Source organism: Roseinatronobacter ekhonensis (assembly GCF_900499075.1).
Classification (GTDB): domain Bacteria; phylum Pseudomonadota; class Alphaproteobacteria; order Rhodobacterales; family Rhodobacteraceae; genus Roseinatronobacter; species Roseinatronobacter ekhonensis.
In genome coordinates this window covers 1-13635 of sequence record NZ_UIHC01000060.1, presented here as the reverse complement: position 1 = coordinate 13635, position 13635 = coordinate 1, and the positions used below count along the sequence as shown (strand labels likewise).

Below are 13635 nucleotides of genomic sequence, written 5' to 3'. Positions count from 1 at the left end.
TCCGCCGCCCCTTGGATATTCTGCATGGCCGCACGCGCAGGCGCGGTGGCCTGATCGACGAACTTCAGAATAAGGGCGATGTTCAGGTCGCTCATGCGGGTGCCTTATTTGGCTGGCGTGTTGGCGGTTTTCCAGCGGTCGGCGGCCAGTCGCCACCAGTCGGACAACTCCTCAAGGGACATTGCGTCCATCTCGGACAGGGGCCAGTGGAAGATGAAGGCGATGTCGGCCATCGCCTCCTCTATGCGGTCAGGCAGGATCAGCCCGGCTGATGCTCGATCTGGATCATCGCCAGCTGGTCCCGCGTCATGAAAAAAAGCGACACCCGGTTGGCAATTGCCGCCAGATCGGCCGGGTCCAGTTCCCAGACCTGATCGCTGGTCAGTGCGGGGCGGGTGATGCGCGGCAAGAGCTTGGCCAGCTGGTTGACGTCCTGCGCCTGTAACATGGCCAGTTGCAGACCCCGCAACGCGCCTGACGTGGGCTTCATGATCTCAAGCTCGGTGATCGGCTTGCCGCTGTCGGTCTTGAGCGGATCGGCCAGCTGGATGGTGTTCATTTTAGCCATCGTTCAACCCTCCCTTAAAGGCCCATTGCGCGGCGGTGGTCGGCCAGCTGGTCGACACCCCCGATCACGCGCTTGCCCGCTTCCAGATCGATGTCCCAGATCACCTCGCCATTGTGCTCGTAGCGGTAGGTGCGCAGATCGATCGTCACTTTCAGCAGGCTTTCACTGCCGGGTTTGAACGCGCCCGGCTCGTGCATGGTGATCAGCCCGCCCACGGAATAGATCATCGTATCGGCGGGCGCGCCGTCCTCGCCCTTGTGGACAGGGCGCAGAACGAAGCGGTTGACCCGCCCGATCAGCTTGGCCAGCGCCGGGTCGTATTCGGCGAAGGTCAGTTCGGCCTTCATGGCCTCCAGCCCCATATCGACGCCCACAGGGCCATCCATGCCCGCGCCCCGGAAGGCGGCGGTCATGACTTTCAGGTCGGGCAGCTTGCCTTCGGTCGCGCGACCGAAATAGCTGATCCCGTCGACGAAGGCGTTGAAGTTGCGGATTTGCTTCGGGTAGCTCATGGTCTCTCTCCTCAGGCGGATACGACTTGCGCGACCAGTTCCTCGTAATAGGAACCGTTGCGGTGCGCGCGGAAGGTCAGGCGCTCAAGCGGCGCGGGCGGCTCGATATCGAAATCAAGGAACAGCTGCCCCGCTTTCAGCGTGGCCTCGGTGTTCAGTTCGGGGTCCAGCCAGACCGTGCCACCAAGGATCGCGCCGCGCGTGACCAGCGTATCCAGATACGCCTGCACGCTGTCGCGGATATCCAGCAGCAGCTGGGCCGACATGGGCCGGTCCATGGCCCACAGATGCGCCTCTTCCACGCTCTCGTAGATCATATCGGCCGTGCGGCGCACGGACAGGAACGCCCAGAGCGCGTCGGACGATGCCGACCGGTTGCCCCACAGGCGGAACCCGTTGCGGCGCACGATGGTGGCGACCTTGGCCTCGTTCAGGCGGTTGCTCTCGGTCTCGGCCTCGGACATGGCAAAGCCGATAGGGCGCGCCGTGCCGGTGATGCCGCGCACTTCTTGGTTGGACGGCGACCACCAGAAGCCGCGCTCCTGGTCGCGCTTGGACAAAAGCCCTGCGACATAGGCCGAGGCGGGTTTCGTGATCGCAGCTTGCGCGGTGGTGTCGAAGGCCCGCACGGCGGGGTCCACGATGTAGAGCCGCCCGTCACCATAAAGGCCCGCATCGGTAATCGCATCGGCCTCGGTGGTGTTGGGGCCGTCCTTGATGACCACAGCGCGCAATTTTGCCGCGACGGTCAGAAGCGCGCTGACCACCGGGTTGACGCCATCGCCCGGATCGCCGCTGGTCCAGCCCGGTGCGGCCAGAATGCGCGGGGTCTGGCCCGTGACGCTGGCAGCGGCAAGAAGCGCGTAGACGCCCGAATAGGCGGTCGCGTCGCCCAGCACGTTGGCCTTGGTCTCGGCTGCGTCTTCGGATTTCGGCACGCGCACCACGATGGCAACCGAGACCCCTTGCGCATAGGCCGCAAGATAGGCGTCGCGCAGCGTGCCGGTGGCCCCGAGGTTTTCCGCCATGCGCGGGCCGGTCACCAGAACGGGCTGGTTTTCAGGGAAGATCGCGGCATCGGCATCGGGGGCGGTGCCCACAAAGCCGATGATCGACGACTTGACGGTCTGGATGGGGCGCAAGCCATTGTCGATCTCGACAACTTCGACGCCGTGAAGGAACTGCTCAGGCATTTCGGGGATCTCCTTTCAGATCAGATCTTGATGCAGGTCAGGACAGAGACGTTGCGCGGGCGGGTCTCAGCGCCGCCGCGCGGGCTGACAGTCACGTCGTGGCTATGCGCGCCCGCGCCGTAGACAGACAAAATGTGGGTGTGCGTGCCATCGGTTGACGTGAGAGGTCCCTCCGACTGGAGGTCATTGCTGGTGTTCGATACTTCGAGGGTCGGCGGATTGTTCGCATCGCTCAACCCGAAGAAACCGGGCTGATCATCTGGAAGGCCGCTCTGGTGATTGTGCGCGCCCGCGCTTTGCGCATGCCCGTCATGGGTATGGTTCCCGGCGTTCGCGCTGCTGGCGTCGTGATCGTGGCTCTTGAACGCATGCGCCTGCGCCGACCCGAAGGCGCGCCCGGCGTCCACACCCCGGCCCAAATCGGCCCCGCGCCGGAACTCGCCGCGCAGGTCAGGCAGGTTGAAGGTTGTGGTGCCATTGCCCGCGCCCCAGACCGTTCCCAGGGCGGTAAAGAGCGCCGCGAATTCGGATCGACTGACCTCGGACCCGTCGCAGACCAACCAGCCTGCGGGGGCCTGCGCCATCGCGAAATCCATCAGCGCGCCCGAGGGCACAAGGCCAGTGGCGTCTTGCCCGCCCAGTTGTTCTTCAACAAGCGCGCGGCCTGTCTTGGGGGTCAGCGCCACGTCATCGGCCACGCCGTCGCGGGCCTGCTGGTCGCTGGCTTTCGGCACCGTGATAACGCGGTCCTGGTCAAGCGCCCCGCCCCCCGTTGCAATACCGCCCGCCGTGACCTGACGCGCGGTCGGCACGCGGCCATTGGCGTTGATCTGCACGCGGCGGATGGCGTTGGGCGTCGCGGCCTCTGTCACGCTGTCACTGGTCAGGCTGTCATTAAGGCGCAACATGCCGGCTACGCTGGTGGTGCCGGCAACCACGCTGGTGAGAAGCTGATCGACCCGGCTTTTCAGCCAGCGGGTGCGGCGCGCCAGTTGCAGATGCGGGATGTTGTCTAGCCCGGCGCCGGTGGCCTCGTTCGGCGGGCCAGACAAGAGCGGATCGGTCTCTTCGAACTGGTAGACATCGGGGAACTGGTCGCCGCTATCGTCTAGATTGGCCATCTCAGGCACCTCCTCGGGTATAGGTTCCGTCTCGCTGAACCGATCCGTCGCGCAGGATCGGGGCTTCGGTGAAATCCAGAAGTTTCAGGTGGCAGCGCGCCGGGGCCGCACGCTTGAGGAGCGCGCGCACCTGCTCGGCCTGCGCCAACGACACGGGACGGTCCAGAATGACGCGATATTCCGCCCAATGGTCAGCAGGCGCGCGCGTGGTGGTGCCGTCGCGGTCGAAGCTGCCGTCGCGGGCCTTCTCGCCGTAGCGCTCGATGATCTTGGCGGTGCCGAACCCCGTCACCTGAAGCACGCGGCGCAGCGCTGCCACGGTGCCGCGCAGCCGGTGGATCGCAATCGCCTCGGCGACCACCGCGCGCTTGCGCCACTCTGGCCAGTTCGCGTCCCAGTCTTCGACCGCCAATGACCAGGCGAGCCACGCCAGAAGCGGCGCGGGGATGCGCGCGGGGTCCCAGAGAGCGTCGACCGGCACGGGCAACGCTCGGGCCTGTGTTGCGGCCAGAAGCGTGGTCTCGGCTGCACCGCGCCATGGAGGCAGGATATCGGCCATCACACTGCCTCCGTGATGGTGATCTGGGTGACCTGCGGCACTTCGTCGTCGGCGGCATTCACACTCGCGGCGGGCGCGATCAGCGACACTTCACGCACACCCTCTTGGTGCAGCGCGGCCATCAGGCCCGAGCGCGTGACGCTGCCGCCCAGCCGATAGGTCTGCGTCAGATAGGCGTCGAGCGCGGCTTCGGCCGCAGCGATGACCGGGGCCGGATCGGGGCCGTCGAGGATATCAAGATGGGCCTCCACCGTCACCGGCAGGAAGGTGGGCATCTGGACATAGACGTTGTCGCACAGGATGCGGATATCCTCGTGCGTGACCACATCGGTCACGGTCTGCACGAGTCCAGCATCATCCATTGCGCTCGACGGGTCTTTCAGCACCACCACGCGCACTTCGCCGGGGTTGGGGCTGTCGACCACCGCGTCCAGCACATCCGCGCTCGCGGTCATCGCCCAGTAACGGTAAGCCCCGGCAGGGCCGCCGCTGCTATAGGCTTGCAGCGAAAGTTGAGCGCGGGCGCGGAACCGCGCGTCGCTTTCCATGATCGGCGCGACCGGGGGTGCGGCGTCCAGATCGCCCGGTGTGACCACCAGCCGCGCCACGCCCAACAGCGCTGCCAGATTGTCGAGGTCCGTCCCGGTTGCGTGGGGCAACAGAACCGCACGGGCTGCGTCATTCACCCGCGCGCGGTCAAGCATGCGGAAATAGGCTGCGGCCTGCAGCACCTTGACGGCGGGTTCGCTTTCCAGCTCCAGCACCGCGCCCAAATCCGGGTCGCGCTCGGCGACAAAGGCTTTCATCTCGGCCAGCAGCGCCTCGTAATCCAGCGGCTCGATCACTTCGGGCGCAGGCAGCCGCGACAGATCGATCTGTGCAAACCGCGCGCTCATGCCGCCACCTCGACACTCAGGCTGGTGGGGCGGCCTGTGACATCACCGTCAAGCGCAAGGGTCAGATGGCCCGGTGCCGCGTCCAGCACCTGCACACGGGTCAGGGTCAGGCGCGGTTCCCATTGCCCGACGCTCTCGGCCACGGCCTGATACAGATCGACCACGGTTTCGCCATTGATCGGGGCGTCGATCAGGTCGGGAATGTCCGACCCATAGGCGCGGCGCATGACGCGCGTGCCTTTGGGCGTGCCAAGGATATCGGCAATCGACTGTGCCAAATGCGTATTGAACCCCAGCCGCGTGCCGGTGTCGCGGGCCATACCGGTCATGACGCCCCCTTGGCCTTGCGGCGGGTGCGGGCGGGGTTGCGGATAGGTTTGGGGCGCACATTCTCGTAGGCTGCCTCTTCGGGCGTCAGGCGCACCACCGAGGACGCTTGGCGAAAGACGCCTGCCACCCAGCCCGCACGGGTCACGATGTAGTCGCGTGGCTTCATGACGGTGCCCCTGTCACGCTGCCAATGCTTTCGGGATGGGTGTGCGTCACAAGGCTGATGCCGTTGGCGGTCACGTCCTCGGTCACGGTCACGGACCCGACGATCTCGACATTGCCGGTGATCTTGACATTGCCCGTGATGACCAGCTCGGCCCCGCCCAGATCAATCGTCGGGTGGGCCGCGTCCTCGGCCACGGCGCTGCCGGTCTGGGGCACGGCCCCTTGGATGATGGCGTTGCCCATCTCGCCAGAGGGGGCAAACACCACGACCTGTTCGCCCGCGCTTGGCATCCAGTGCATGCGGATCGACCCCGCCGCGATCTGCGACACCGGGATCATGGCCGTGGTCAGATCGCCAATCTGCACACGCGCGCGCATATTGCCACTGTCGATTTCAGTGATCCGGCCAAGCTGAACCATGTTCGCCAGCTTGCGGTCGATCTCTGCCATGGCAAAGCTCATGTGATGTCTCCGTCCATGTCGCCGCCAAGGTAAAGCTCGGGGCGCAGCACCATGTCTTCGGGCAGTGCCGCCAGCGTGACCGGCTGATCCCATGTCACCACGGCCAGCGACGCCGTGACCTGTCGCGCCGCGCGGTTGATCAACACGCGCTCCTCGACGCGCTCGGCTTCGCCCACCCCGGCCAACCCCCAATATTGGTCGGGGATCAACTGGATCAGCGTGGCGGTGATGTTCGACAGCGCCGTGTCGCGCTTCAGCCCCATCTCGTCGCGGGTCACGACAAACGCGGCCATGGCCAGCGTCACGCGACGGTGCGGCCCGGCCAGCGTATCGCGCGGGCGCACGCCAAGACGTGACACCAGCACGGCGGGTGATGCCAGCCCGGTGCGTTTCAGCTCGTCCAGATCGAACCCGCCCAGCATACCCTCGCAGGTTTTCAGGCGCGGCAGATGGCCGCGAATGCACTCGGCCACCAGATCAGGAAATGCGGCCAGCAGATCGTCGCGCGGCGCGGTCATTGAAACTCCTCCGGCAGGCTATCGATCACCAGCGCCTCTAGGGCGTCGCGGTCCGCATCGGACAGGCCCAGATAGGGGCGCGCTGGGATGGTCACGCTGATGCCACGGCCCCATGCGTTCTCGATCTCGCCACCCATCTGGTGGATCGCGCCATAGACCAGGTTGTTGCCCACGCGCGCGGTGGTGCCGGTGGTGTAGTTTTGGGCGGCCTCGCGCAGGTCACCGCCTTGGACCAGCAGCGACTGGCTGGACGTACGGGTCCGCGCGTAGCTGTCCGACCATGCAGGCCATGCGGTGCCATCAGGCGCGGCCTTCTCAGACGCGATCCGCTCTTGCGTGCTGCTTTTCAGAAGCGCGCCTGCTTTGAAGGCCATGTCCTCTAGGTCGGTCTCGGCCAGCTGGCCAAGCGCGCGCGCCGCGCCTTCGATCCCTTGCAATGTCAGCTCTACCTGCACGCCCGACATGTCACAGCCCCTTCATCTGATCGCGGCTGAAAATCCGCTCCGGCCCGCCGGTCACGATGGGGCGTGGGCCTTGACCCTCGGTCGGGCTGTCGGGGTCGGCATTCGGATCGGCGGGCAGCACCAACGCGGCCTCGCCCTTGGCGATCCGCTTGAGCGCGCCGAGTGCATCCTCGTAGCGGCGGCGGTGTTCTTCGCTCAAAACATCCGCGCCCAGCGCCAGACGGTAGAGCGCGATATCGACTGCATACTGGCGCAGGATACCGGGAACCGTGGTCAAGGGCAGCGCGTAGCGCACCGCAAGATGGCTGTCGATCTCGTCACTCGCGGCGCTCAGGGCGCGGGCAACGGCGGCACTGTCAGCCACGCCATCGCCGTCGCGGTCGGCCACATGCAGGGCATGCGGGCCATAAAGCTCGGCGATATCGGATTGCGTGGCATAGGCCATTTAACCTGTCCTTTAATCGGGTGTGGCGGGGCCGGTGATCGGCCCCGCCTGTTGCACTCTTGGCGGGGGGTTAGTCCTGCTGAGCGGGTTTTAGGTCCGCCCATATCTCGTCGCGCAGCCCTGCCGTGATGCGCTTGGCATCTTCGGGCAATGCGCGGCGCAAGGGCGTCAGGTTCGGCGCGCCGTCCGACCCGAAGGCATCGGCGGGCAGATCGCCAATCGCTGCCTTGATGCGGGCGCGCAGCGCGTCATCGGCCTGCACCACCTCGGTGGCGGTCTCGCCGTCCGGCGCAGGCTCGACATGCAGGCGCGGTTCGGCCCGCAGGCGCTCCATGACGTCCGGTTCCAGCGTGTCGGGATCGATTACGATGCCCTCGTGCGGCCAGAACTGACCCGCGCGATAGAACCCTGCGGCGGCGATGGCGGCGATTTTCACAAGCCCCGCCATTATTCAGCCCACGGATTGACCACGACACGCGCGGTGTTGAAGTTCGGGTTCGACCCGCCACCGGCCAAGAACTGCGTCTCGACAATCGCGCGGGCAGCGCTTTCCAGCGTCGGCGGAACCAGCAGGATGTTTGGGACGATCCCCAAGGGCCGCCCGCCGTCACCTTTGACCTGTCGCATCGCGGTGCGCCCGGCCTCGTAGTTGGCATCGGTCAGAGCCGCCTTGGACGCGCGGGCCATCTGCCAGAACCCAAAGCCCACCGCGCAGCGATAGCGAATGCCCCACTGGTAAAGGTCCTTGTCGAACACCGCGTCCGAAGTTGCCGGGTTGAACTTCATCTCCAGCTCGGGGCGCGTGCGCTCTTGGAAGATGAACGGGCGCAGCGCTTTGCGGGTATCCAGCAGATACCAGGGCGCGCCAGCCCCCGCGACCATGTTGGACACGGTCGTAGCCACGCCGGTGCCGTCCGGGTTTGGCGCGACAGGGTGGTCGGTGTCGAAAAACGGCTGGCCGTCATAGCAAAGTGCGGTGAACCCGTCCGCGATCAGCTCGTTGATCAACACGTCAGGGTGCTGGGTGGCTTCCTGACCCATGCTGGTCGCAATCGGCGCATAATGGCCGAACTGGTCATCCTCGATCTGGGTGCGCGCGATCCCGAGCGTGGCTTCAAAGAGAAGGTTCTCGATGGTGTAGCCATGTTCCTTGATGTCTTTGACCACGCGGTCGCCGACCCACTCGCGCAAGCGCGGGAAATCGCCCAGCCAGCCATAGGTGTTGGATGCCGTGGTCGAGGGCACCATCGTCGCGACCTCGGTGTGAAAGACGGTGTCGCGCATCGACGCTTGCCCGTCCTGAAAGTTCTTGCGCACGCCGGTGTTCAGCGCCTGCAGGATTGCTGCGGTAATCAAGGCCATCGGGGTTACTCTTGGTCAGCGGCTTTGGCGGCCGCGAAATCGGCGGGCGACATGCCCATCTGTCGGCAGACCGCCAGTTCCTCGGCGTTCAAGCCGTCCTTGTCGGTCTTGGCGGTGGTGGTGGTTTTCGCGGTGCGCTTGTCGGGTGCGATCACGGGCGATTGCCCGACGAAGCTGCGGAACTGTTCCAGACCGCCCTCGCTGCGGCAGACCGCCAGATGGTAATCGCGGCTTGACGGCGCGATCTTGCCTGCCTCTACAGCGGCATCGATCTCGGCCTCGATCTCGGCGTCGCGAGCTTCCGCCACTTGCTTTTCCAGATCGGACACGCGGTTGGTCGCAATGTCGTAATCGGCACGCGGCACGAATTGCGCAGGGTCCGGGCTGGCGGCACGGTTCAGCGCCGTTTCCGCGTCGCGTTTCAGGGTGGTGATGGCAACCACGGCATCCGCCGCGCTCGCCTCGGAATTCAGGCCAAGGGCCTTCAGGACGGCTGCGTCCATCTCTGTCTCCTCAAGTTCGCCTTCGCGGTTGAGCGCGGGCATGGTGAAATTCGGCAGGTTCGTAAGCCCTGCCGAAACGATCCGGCGCACCGCGCCAGTGACCTTGTGAAAATCAAAACCGGGGCTGATGAAGCGGTAGCCCCGCGACGCAATCGCCTCGCGGCCCGCGTCATTCCACTCGACGCGGCCCCAGATCGCGCCGCCGCGCGCGTCCAGCTCACGCACCCAACCGGCGGCATCAGCGCGTTCGCCCCGCGCGCCCTTCACATGGGTGGCATGTTCAAAGTCGACCGGGATTTCGATGCTGCCACGCGCCGCGCGGCAGGTCGCAATGACCGCCTCTGCGTCGGCCATGGTCCAGACCCGGCCATCATTCCCCGGCAGGCGCGGGCCTTCGGGGGTGAGCTGTATCCACTCAGGCACGCCGTCCTGTTCCGCATCTGCGCGGTTCAGGGCAATCGGCAAGGGGGTCAGAAATGCGGTGCTGATCATGCCCGCACAATCGCAAAGCGCGGCGGGCCTATCAGCCTCGACAGGTGTCGAGGTCAGGACGGTTTCGGAGGTGTTCGGATGTGCCGCGCCAAATCGGCCACGGGGGCGGAGCGAACCTTGTCAGCCTACAGCCACGCCCGCAAACCCGACAAGACCCTTTAATGGGTATTTAACGGCGCGGCACGGGCGCGTTGCGGGCCAAGGGATGGGCGTCACTCGGCCCCGCCCGCAAAAATCCGGCGCAGTGCGTCCAGAAATGGCAGGTCGGCGCGCCAGCCGCGCTGGCGGCGCGCGCGCTCGGCCATCCAGCCGTCTTCCAGATCGCGCAGGGCCACGCGCGCGGCATCGGGCGCAGCGCTCGCCTTGGCCTGCAGCAGGTCGATGCTTGCCCCGACGCGCAGCTGACCGGGGTTGCGGTCCCAGCCGGGGTCCAGCCCCACGGGCACCATGCGGGTTTCGCCGGTGCGGGTGTTGACCACTTCGGTCAGCGGGATCTCGGGCGCGGTGCCGACGCCGCGCGCTTCGGCCTGCGCCCTGGTCAGCTGCCGCACCCAGCAGTTACAGCCCCAGCCATTGGGCGGATACCATTGCCGCCAGAACGGATCATCGGCCAGCAGGATCAGCCCTTCCTTGGCTTGGTGATGCGGGCGGTGGCGCTCGGACGGGCCAAGCCGGTATTCCAGATAGGGCAGCGCGCGCTTGGTTCGCTCGATCTGCTCCCATTGCCCGGCGGCGCGGGCGCTGCGCAGGTTCGCGCGGTAGATGGTCCGCAGGCGGCGGGGCGATCCAAGCTGGACCCGGCGCATCTGGCCGGTGCCGGGATCGACCATGTCCGCCTTGCCCCACCAGCCGCGCGCTTCCAGACGCGGGCGCAGGTTGGCTTGGAACTGCTCGAACGGCAGCCCCTCGTCGAGCGCGCGCTGCAGCTCCTCTCGGATGTCGGCCAGCACGTCGATCTGCATGGCCTTGGCCACGGTGAAGGCGTTGGCGTGTTCTTCAGGTTCCACGTCCTGCCAGCTGAAGGCGGGCAACCAGTCCTTGTTGGCAAGATACCGCGACGCCTCGGGCGGTGGGCCGGGGGCGAAGGAATAGGCGGGCCGGTCAGTCATCGCGCACGTCCCCCTGCGCGCGGGCAAGGAATGTGCCCTTGACCAGCGTGTCGATCACCCGCCCGGCGGGCAGAGGTCCCAGCGCGTCGAGCGCGGCCAGCGCGCCCTCGTAGCTGGCGGCCCCCATGATCGCGGCTTCAATCGGGTCGAGGGATTCGGACATGACCGGCTGCCAGTCTGCCAGCATCTCGGCCTCGATTTCGTCGAGCGCATCCTGCGGGTCGCCCGCATCCGCGCCTTCGCGGTTCAGCGCCACGTCAGTGGGCGGCGGCGGGGCCGCAGGCGCAACGCCGCCGACAACCTCCTCGCCCGGCTCGGGTTCGGACCAGCCCAGCGACCCACGCATCTCGCGGGAGGATATTTTCAAGCCACGTTCCATCGCTTTCGCGGTCGCGTCCATCCGCGCTTTGGTATCTTCGGGTTCCTTGATCTCGATTTTCAGGTCGGGATAGTCCTGCTGCACCCCGAAATTCAGATCGACATAGGGTTTGACCAGGTCGCGCATCAGCACGCCCGACACACCGCGCGCATCGGCGGCGGCGATATCGTGCCGCACCTCGTTGTGGACATTGGCCTGCGCCTGACTGGACCCATCATCGCTGGTCATCGTCTGGCCCAGCACCGCTTTCGATGTCTGCTCGTCCAAATAGCGCGCAAGGTTCTCGAACAGGCTTTCCGCGCCAGACCCTTTGGTGCCGTCCTCGAACTCGATTTGCATGCTCTCGGGCAACACGGCGGCGGCGTCGGTGCCAATATTGGCCACGGCGCGGAACAGGATTTCCACGTCTTCCTTGGTGGCCTCTGGCCCGTAGCGGCCCACGCGCAACGGCAGACCGTAGAGCTCGGCAAAGGCGACCCAGTCTTTCAGCGCATACGCCTTGCACATCCATGTGAAAGCCACCAGCCGCGCCAGACCACCACGCAGCGGCAGACCCGATTTCAGGCGCGGGGCGTGGTAGATGAATTTGAAGGGCGCCAGCGGGATGCCATAGGTCGGGTCGGCCTCGTCCAGCAGATGCGGGATGCGTAACGTGTCACGGTCGTAGCGGATAAAGCGGGGGTCGACATGGGTGAAGCTCTCGGGCCACCATTCGGTTTTGGACCGGCCCCAGTCGATCTCGACCACGGCAAAGCCCTTGCCCAAACCGTCGAGCGCATCCTCGACCAGATCGGAAAAGCTGGCATGCTCGGCAATGCGCTCGCGCACGGCTTCGGCGATCTCCTTGTCGCGGGCGCTGTCCGACGCGGCTTTGACCGTCGGCTGCACGCCCGACACGGCCCGTTTGCGGGTGCCCAAAACCGACGCATAATGCGGGTCGCGTTCCTCCATCTCCTCGGCCAGCGCGACATAGCGCTCGCTGTCGCCCTGGTCACAGGCGGCAAGGATCGCAGCCAGCTTGTGCGGGGTCAGCCCCGACGCGGTGCTGCCGCCCCAGACCTGCCGCACGCCGGTCACGCCGGGGCGGGCCAAGGGTTGGGTCAGGGCTGCGGTTTTGACGGGGCGGCCATACTGGTCGAGTAGCGCCATCAGAATACTCCTTTCATCCCGCCCAGACCCGAGGTCAGGCGCAGGCGGCGGGCATCGTCATCGGGACCGGCCTTGGGCACGGGTCGGTAGGCATAGGGCTGGTAGGTCGTGCGCGATGCCCCCACGGCCAGCGCCGCCGCCCAGAAGCGGTCGGCATGCCCGTCCGTGTCGCCATCGGCCACAAGGCGGCGGGTGCCGGTGATGCCCACCTGTGACTGGATCGCGTGCAGATCGGCGCGCAGCACCACGTCGCCCGCAGGCAGGCGCGCGCGGCGCTCCTCCATCGCCTCTTTCAGCGCGGTCGCAAGGTCCAGCTTCGTCGCATTGGAAAACAGCACGCCCTCGACCCGGCCTGCGCCGTGGCGGCGCTTGGCATCCTCGACCGGCTTCTCGCCCATGCCGGTCTGGTCGATGGCGCAGCGCACCACGCGGTAACGGGTCATGACACCCGCCAGCAACTGGTCCTGCTCGGCAAAGCTGACGCGGCGGCGGGCAATCACCTCGCGCGTCCAGAGCACATCGCCCACCTGCTCCATGACCCAGATCACGAACAGGTCGTTGCGGGCGGCGATATCGACGCCCACGAAACATGGCCCGCCTTGGTACATCCCCGGCAGACCCGCCGCCGGGTGCTCATTGGCATTGATCAGGTCATAGCTGAGCCACGCCGTGGCCTCGTCCAACCATTTCAGCTCGTATTCCTGCGCCCATGCATCCTCGTCGGCCATGCCCCGGCGCAGGGCGTCGATATCGCGGTCCAGCCCTTGGCGCACGGCCTCGTAGATATCGACCACATGGCGCGACCAGACGCTGTCCTCTGCGGTCATCAGCTCGTAGAACTTGTTGCCCTTGCCGTTGGGCGTGCTGATCACGCGCAAGCGCAGGCCCGATTTCGAGATGACCGGAAAGAGCGCCGCCCAGATCTCGCGCGACTTCGCATGGAAGGCGAATTCGTCAAGGATCACGTTGGCCGAAAACCCGCGCGCGGTGTCGGGGTTGGCGGGCAGCGCGGTGATCCGGCTGCCATTGGGGAACTTCACCTCGAGCGATTTATAGACCGCGTCGGGGCCTTTTTCCTGCGGGGCGCGGAATTCGCCTTCTTCAAAGCGCGGCTCGCCGCCTTTCAACAGGGTGTTATAGACCTCGTAAAAGCCCTGCGTGAAAGGTTTGATGACCTCGGTCATCATCTCGGCCGCCTGCCGCTCGCCGCGCGACAGGATCACCCAGCGCGCGCGCCGGTCCTCAATCCATGACTGGAAACAATCATCGGCGCATTCGCCGCCGGTCGAGAAGGTCTTGCCGGTCTGGCGGCTGAACATGCCGATCTTGAAGCGGCTCTGGTCCGCGATCCATGCCCGCTGATAGGACAGGAACTTGACCACGCGGTCGAGGGCGGCGTCAGCCATGG

The 13635-nt window shown here is 66.1% G+C and carries 19 protein-coding genes; all 19 read right to left on the bottom strand.

The window, feature by feature from the left end; translation table 11 throughout:
- Positions 1-104: 104 nt before the first annotated feature.
- Positions 105-233: a GpE family phage tail protein gene (locus ROE7235_RS16935; RefSeq protein WP_121096741.1), complete on the bottom strand. Its 129-nt coding sequence runs from the start codon at positions 231-233 to the stop codon at positions 105-107.
- A 26-nt stretch (positions 234-259) separates the two neighbouring features.
- Complete coding sequence (locus ROE7235_RS16930) at positions 260-568, bottom strand: phage tail assembly protein (protein WP_121096740.1); 309 nt, start codon at positions 566-568, stop codon at positions 260-262.
- Positions 569-582: 14 nt separating this feature from the next.
- Positions 583-1080, bottom strand: coding sequence for a phage major tail tube protein (locus tag ROE7235_RS16925; RefSeq protein WP_121096738.1), 498 nt, complete (start codon positions 1078-1080; stop codon positions 583-585).
- A gap of 11 nt (positions 1081-1091) precedes the next feature.
- Positions 1092-2273 (bottom strand): phage tail sheath subtilisin-like domain-containing protein, encoded by a 1182-nt coding sequence (locus ROE7235_RS16920; RefSeq protein ID WP_121096736.1) that lies wholly within the window; start codon positions 2271-2273, stop codon positions 1092-1094.
- 20 nt (positions 2274-2293) lie between these two features.
- Entirely contained in the window at positions 2294-3394 is a 1101-nt protein-coding gene (locus ROE7235_RS16915) for a tail fiber protein (RefSeq protein WP_121096734.1), read from the bottom strand.
- Between the two features lies 1 nt (position 3395).
- Positions 3396-3953, bottom strand: a complete 558-nt coding sequence (locus ROE7235_RS16910; protein WP_121096732.1) for a phage tail protein I — start codon at positions 3951-3953, stop codon at positions 3396-3398.
- Positions 3953-4849, bottom strand: a complete 897-nt coding sequence (locus ROE7235_RS16905) for a baseplate assembly protein (protein WP_121096730.1) — start codon at positions 4847-4849, stop codon at positions 3953-3955. The genes ROE7235_RS16910 and ROE7235_RS16905 overlap by 1 nt, the downstream gene beginning before the upstream one ends.
- The gene (locus tag ROE7235_RS16900) at positions 4846-5178 is read right to left on the bottom strand and encodes a GPW/gp25 family protein (protein ID WP_121096728.1); all 333 of its coding nucleotides are present in this window, start codon (positions 5176-5178) and stop codon (positions 4846-4848) included. Before ROE7235_RS16900 ends, ROE7235_RS16905 begins: the two co-directional genes overlap by 4 nt.
- Entirely contained in the window at positions 5175-5345 is a 171-nt protein-coding gene (locus ROE7235_RS20230; protein ID WP_183073558.1) for a hypothetical protein, read from the bottom strand. The genes ROE7235_RS16900 and ROE7235_RS20230 overlap by 4 nt, the downstream gene beginning before the upstream one ends.
- On the bottom strand, positions 5342-5806 hold the full coding sequence (locus ROE7235_RS16895; RefSeq protein WP_183073557.1) for a phage baseplate assembly protein V: 465 nt from the start codon (positions 5804-5806) through the stop codon (positions 5342-5344). The genes ROE7235_RS20230 and ROE7235_RS16895 overlap by 4 nt, the downstream gene beginning before the upstream one ends.
- A complete protein-coding gene (locus tag ROE7235_RS16890) occupies positions 5803-6324 on the bottom strand; it encodes a hypothetical protein (RefSeq protein WP_121096724.1) in 522 nt (173 codons plus the stop codon). The genes ROE7235_RS16895 and ROE7235_RS16890 overlap by 4 nt, the downstream gene beginning before the upstream one ends.
- Entirely contained in the window at positions 6321-6788 is a 468-nt protein-coding gene (locus ROE7235_RS16885) for a phage virion morphogenesis protein (protein ID WP_121096722.1), read from the bottom strand. Before ROE7235_RS16885 ends, ROE7235_RS16890 begins: the two co-directional genes overlap by 4 nt.
- 1 nt (position 6789) lies before the next feature.
- Positions 6790-7233 (bottom strand): gp436 family protein, encoded by a 444-nt coding sequence (locus ROE7235_RS16880; RefSeq protein WP_121096720.1) that lies wholly within the window; start codon positions 7231-7233, stop codon positions 6790-6792.
- A 70-nt stretch (positions 7234-7303) separates the two neighbouring features.
- Entirely contained in the window at positions 7304-7669 is a 366-nt protein-coding gene (locus ROE7235_RS16875; RefSeq protein ID WP_147434251.1) for an HI1506-related protein, read from the bottom strand.
- A gap of 11 nt (positions 7670-7680) precedes the next feature.
- Entirely contained in the window at positions 7681-8595 is a 915-nt protein-coding gene (locus ROE7235_RS16870) for a Mu-like prophage major head subunit gpT family protein (protein ID WP_121096716.1), read from the bottom strand.
- 5 nt (positions 8596-8600) lie between these two features.
- The gene (locus ROE7235_RS16865) at positions 8601-9590 is read right to left on the bottom strand and encodes a phage protease (protein WP_121096714.1); all 990 of its coding nucleotides are present in this window, start codon (positions 9588-9590) and stop codon (positions 8601-8603) included.
- Positions 9591-9802: 212 nt separating this feature from the next.
- Positions 9803-10699, bottom strand: coding sequence for a phage head morphogenesis protein (locus ROE7235_RS16860; RefSeq protein ID WP_121096712.1), 897 nt, complete (start codon positions 10697-10699; stop codon positions 9803-9805).
- Positions 10692-12227: a DUF935 domain-containing protein gene (locus ROE7235_RS16855; protein ID WP_121096710.1), complete on the bottom strand. Its 1536-nt coding sequence runs from the start codon at positions 12225-12227 to the stop codon at positions 10692-10694. The genes ROE7235_RS16860 and ROE7235_RS16855 overlap by 8 nt, the downstream gene beginning before the upstream one ends.
- Positions 12227-13633, bottom strand: a complete 1407-nt coding sequence (locus ROE7235_RS16850; protein WP_121096708.1) for a terminase large subunit domain-containing protein — start codon at positions 13631-13633, stop codon at positions 12227-12229. Before ROE7235_RS16850 ends, ROE7235_RS16855 begins: the two co-directional genes overlap by 1 nt.
- Positions 13634-13635 lie beyond the last annotated feature (2 nt).